Below are 4,339 nucleotides of genomic sequence, written 5' to 3'. Positions count from 1 at the left end.
CTGCGGCCTCCTGGTCCCAAACCAGGCGCTCTAGCCAAGCTGAGCCACACCCCGAAACACAGATTGCTGCATTTTCAACGCAAAAGCTATTATATACTACCATTTCCCTGTCTGTCAATGATTTTTTGGCAGTCTGGCTTCTTTAAATACGCAATCGTGAAATGCGCTTCTCCGTCAGCGTCAAGCTCCATAATGATATAGGAAGGAATATGCCCCTCCTGTCTGGGATAAGACAAGCTCCCAGGATTCAGGGCAATTACCTTTTTATCTATATCTATGACCGGGCGGTGGGTATGCCCGTACATAACAATATCCACCCCCTTCAGCTGCGCCTCTTTCTTGATCGTCTCATTTCCCACGGAAACATAATAATTATGTCCATGGGTCACCCAGACCTTATATCGGCCAATATTAAATTCCAGCTCCTTGGGCAGCTGAGAAAAAAAGTCATTATTGCCCAGCACAATCCACACAGGACAGTCCGCCGCCTTCGTTAAAGCGTACTCGCTTCCCTCTGCGTCTCCGCAGTGGATCACCAGGTCCGGCTTGTGCATTTTAAGAACCTCAAAATAATTTTCATTTTTTCTGTGGGTGTCACTGACAATGATTACTTTCATATTTTCTTATTTCCTCTTTCATCTGCTCCAGAGCCTTGCCTCTATGGCTCACCTTGTTTTTTTCTTCCTCCGTCAGCTGCGCTGTTGTCCTGCCAAATTCCGGCACGAAGAAAATGGGATCATATCCGAAACCATGGCTGCCTTTTTCCTCCTGTGCGATGCGCCCCTCTATCACCGCCCTGACCGTAAGCTCCGTTTTATCCGGCAGCACCGCAGCGATTGCGCAGACAAATCTTGCTGTCCGCTTTTCCTCGGGCACTCCCGCAAGCCTCTCCAGGATTACAGCATTCTTCACGCTGTAAGGCGTATCCTCTCCCAGATACCTTGCGGAATAAATGCCCGGTTCCCCGTGCAGATAGTCGATTTCCAGCCCCGAATCATCCGCCATCACAAGGCAGTCCGTACAGGCGGCCACCGCCCTGGCCTTTGCCAGTGCATTCTCCTCATAGGTGGAACCGTTCTCCTCTATATCAACAAAAATCCCAGCCTCCTTCATAGACAGCACCTTTTTCCCCATGTCTGCCAGGATCATCTGAATCTCTTTTACCTTTCCCTGATTTCCTGTTGCAAATATAATCGTCTCATTCATTCTTTATCCCTTTCCTCGCAAATCTTTGAAATAGCGTCCACAATGCCCTCCGCCAGCTTCTGCTGATAGCTCTCCTGCTGCAGGAGCCTGTTTTCCTCAGGATTGCTCAGATACCCCAGACTCAGCTGTGCAGCAGGAATGGTAATCTCTTCCAATATGCTTCCCTGGGGAGATGCAAAGACTCCTGCTGCCCGGTTGCTGGCGGAGATCGTCACCTGCCTTGTAACGGTGTCTGCCAGCTCAAGATTTCCGAACCCGGGAATATAGTAGCTTTCATTATAAAAGCTCTGGATACCATAGCTTTGTGGGTTTTCTGCATCCTCCCATGCGCCGATACGCAGAAAGAAATCCGCCGCCGCATTCTCTATCAGAGAAAGCCTCTGCTCCCTGGTCACATCAACGTCCTCCAGCCGCGTAAAATAAAGCTTTACATTGGATGGAACCGTCTCCTGCTGCAAAAGCTCCGCCACCCGGAGTGCAAGCTCCTTTTCCGAAAAGCTCCCATATGTAATACCGCTTTCGCTTCCGCCGCCTGCGGGATCAATCACAATAATCGTATCATAAAGCTCCTGTGGGCTTTTATAGGCCACGGTCAGTGCATTCTCCTCCATAGTACTATGATATTCCAGCACTTCACTCATATGCAGCTTTAAAATAACACCATTTTTCCGGGACTCGCAGTATGCCTCCGTCACAACGGAAACATCCCCGTCCAGGGTCTTCTCCCGATAAAAGTCCTCCTGCGCTCCCTCTATGTAAATCCACAGCTGACCTTCCATATAACGGTTTTCCATTACCACATCTTCCGCCCTGGTTCCCTCCGAAAGAGGCACCTTGAAGCTTTTACTGCGGTTCTCACTCTCCTGCAGCAAAAGCCTCATTCCCAAGTCCTTGTTCTGGCCGGAATGCCAGGAGGCGCTTTCCCCGGCACTGCCACTCCCTGTCTGCTCTCTGGTCACATCGGCAATCACAATATCCTTCTCCCATGCAAGCTTCAGCAAAAGAGGCATGGCCGCCGCAAACAGGAGCACCCAGAAAAGCAGCGTAAATTTCATATTTACCTTTGCCGGATCTTTCATGTGAAGGATGCTTTCCTCTCATTCTTCTTTGGTGGCTTGGGCCCCAAAAACTGATAATAATAAGTTTTTATCATTCCATTGTAAATCTTTCTGTTTTTATCGGCCTTTCGCCCGATATCCCGCTGAGCCTGCTCATAGGCGGTGATCAGATACATGCTCCAGTCATCAAGGGACCGGTATTTCTCCCCAATCATCCGATAGAGCGCCGACATACCCTCTTTGTCCTGGAGGCGCTGGCCATAGGGCGGATTGGTAATCAAAAACCCATACTTTTTGGAATGGCTCAGCTGCTCAATTCCCCTCCTCTGAAAATGAATCAGCTTATCCACTCCTGCAAGCCTTGCATTTTCTCTGGAAATGGCTATCATATCCTCATCAATGTCGTACCCCTGAATGTCCGTCTCCACGCTTAGGTCTATCATCTCCTCCGCTTCCTCCAGCACATCCTGCCAATCCTTTTTGGGAATGATATGAGACCAATTCCATGCCGTAAAGCTTCGGTTTCTTCCCGGGGCCATTCCCGCCGCCATCATCGCAGCTTCTATGGGAATGGTGCCGCTGCCGCAGAAAGGGTCCACAAGAATCCGGTCCCCCTTCCAAGGCGTCATCAAAATCAAAGCAGCTGCAAGATTTTCCGCAATGGGCGCCTTTGAAGCAAGCTTCCGATACCCTCTTTTATGTAAAGGCTCCCCTGTACTGTCAAGTCCCACCGTAACCTGATCCTTCATCAAAAATACCCGCACAGGAAAGCTTTCGCCGTTTTCCTCAAACCAGCCCGTATGATACACATCCTTAAGGCGTTCCACCATGGCCTTCTTCATCACCGACTGGATGTCAGATACACTATACAGCCTTGACTTTACACTGGAAGCCTTGGTCACCCAGAATTTCCCATCTCTTGGAATATATTCCTCCCAGGGAAGCCCTCTGGTTCCCTGAAAAAGCTCTTCAAAGCTTTCCGCCTGAAAGCTTCCGATCTTTATTAAAATGCGCTTTGCTGTGCGCAGAAAAACATTAGCTCTGCACAACGCCTCCTCATCTCCCAAAAAGGTTACCCTTCCGTCCGAAACCTCGGTGACATCATAGCCCAAATCAATAATTTCCCGCTTTAAAACAGATTCCGTACCAAAGTAACAAGGCGCAATCAACTCAAATTTTCTCATGTTTTTCGTCCCCTGGATTCCTCAGACTGTTTGATATTCTGTTCTTTAGTATACAATTTTTTTTCATTTATGTAAATAGGAACACCCTTCGGTGTTCCTATTTTCGAAGAAATCTTAGAAATTCTTTTCGTTGTTCTTCTGACTGTTTTTCTGGCTGTTCTGGCTGTTCTGGCTGTTTTTGCAGTTCTGGCCGCTCTGATTGTTTTGGCTGTTCTCAGAATTGCCCATGCCGTTGTTAAACTTGTTATTGTCGAAGTTCTGATTGTTGTTAGACATTTCAAATTCCTCCTGTTTCTTTTTGGTTACAAGAGTAGTATGGAAAAAACGCACAAAAAATATGCGAAAACAAGCGTGGTACTTTGGTACTGTTGCGATATTGATTTTTTATGACTTAAGTACTATAATAAACTTGTAAATAGATAACCCTTCATCATTTCTATTTACACCCTTATATTTAATTTATTTATACTCCCCTCATATGAGCCGCCGGTCCCCTCCAGCGGCTCATTTCCTATGCTCTCTATGCTCTAATTGAGCCAGTCCCGAAACAGCTTCACCAAAAACACTACCAGCAAAATAGGCAGTATCACAGGCGCCAGAAAGGTGAGAAGGGAAAACGCCAGTCCAGCTGCCACAGCTAAAATCAAAATTGCCAAAAGAATCCACACCCACACTGGAAAACGGAATGCCCTTTTTTCACGCCTTCCCTCCTCAGTATAAGGCTCTCTGTATTCCCGGAAAAAGCCTTCTGTGTCTACGCTCTGGCCGCCTGCAGTCTGCCCTCTGGCATTGGTTTCCACGATGGTTCTTGCAATCAGCCGCGGATCACCCAGAGAGGCAAGCACCTCTTCTTCCGTTCTCCCCTTGCGTATTTCCGTATCGATATAATCC

At 47.8% G+C, this 4,339-nt stretch carries 6 protein-coding genes; all 6 read right to left on the bottom strand.

The window, feature by feature from the left end; translation table 11 throughout:
* Positions 1-89 precede the first annotated feature (89 nt).
* Positions 90-617: a metallophosphoesterase family protein gene (locus tag AC1WIP_RS12220; protein ID WP_481142088.1), complete on the bottom strand. Its 528-nt coding sequence runs from the start codon at positions 615-617 to the stop codon at positions 90-92.
* On the bottom strand, positions 595-1,206 hold the full coding sequence (locus tag AC1WIP_RS12215; RefSeq protein WP_481142087.1) for an XTP/dITP diphosphatase: 612 nt from the start codon (positions 1,204-1,206) through the stop codon (positions 595-597). Before AC1WIP_RS12215 ends, AC1WIP_RS12220 begins: the two co-directional genes overlap by 23 nt.
* Entirely contained in the window at positions 1,203-2,285 is a 1,083-nt protein-coding gene (locus AC1WIP_RS12210; protein WP_481142086.1) for an N-acetylmuramoyl-L-alanine amidase family protein, read from the bottom strand. Before AC1WIP_RS12210 ends, AC1WIP_RS12215 begins: the two co-directional genes overlap by 4 nt.
* Positions 2,282-3,448 carry a THUMP domain-containing class I SAM-dependent RNA methyltransferase gene (locus AC1WIP_RS12205; RefSeq protein WP_481142085.1) on the bottom strand — a complete coding sequence of 389 codons (1,167 nt, stop codon included), beginning with the start codon at positions 3,446-3,448 and terminating at the stop codon, positions 2,282-2,284. Before AC1WIP_RS12205 ends, AC1WIP_RS12210 begins: the two co-directional genes overlap by 4 nt.
* Before the next feature lie 114 nt (positions 3,449-3,562).
* Positions 3,563-3,724 carry a hypothetical protein gene (locus tag AC1WIP_RS12200; RefSeq protein ID WP_481142084.1) on the bottom strand — a complete coding sequence of 54 codons (162 nt, stop codon included), beginning with the start codon at positions 3,722-3,724 and terminating at the stop codon, positions 3,563-3,565.
* Between the two features lie 251 nt (positions 3,725-3,975).
* On the bottom strand, positions 3,976-4,339 hold a 364-nt coding region (locus tag AC1WIP_RS12195; RefSeq protein ID WP_481142083.1), incomplete at its 5' end, for a DUF1700 domain-containing protein.

The organism is Acetatifactor sp., from assembly GCF_982438285.1.
This window is presented reverse-complemented; position numbering and strand designations above follow the sequence as displayed.

What these genes read in the sequence shown, in the direction of transcription:
- AC1WIP_RS12220 (WP_481142088.1), bottom strand. Translation starts at nt 617, where the DNA reads ATGAAAGTAATCATTGTCAGTGACACCCACAGAAAAAATGAAAATTAT.
- AC1WIP_RS12215 (WP_481142087.1), bottom strand. Translation starts at nt 1,206, where the DNA reads ATGAATGAGACGATTATATTTGCAACAGGAAATCAGGGAAAGGTAAAA.
- AC1WIP_RS12210 (WP_481142086.1), bottom strand. Translation starts at nt 2,285, where the DNA reads ATGAAAGATCCGGCAAAGGTAAATATGAAATTTACGCTGCTTTTCTGG.
- AC1WIP_RS12205 (WP_481142085.1), bottom strand. Translation starts at nt 3,448, where the DNA reads ATGAGAAAATTTGAGTTGATTGCGCCTTGTTACTTTGGTACGGAATCT.
- AC1WIP_RS12200 (WP_481142084.1), bottom strand. Translation starts at nt 3,724, where the DNA reads ATGTCTAACAACAATCAGAACTTCGACAATAACAAGTTTAACAACGGC.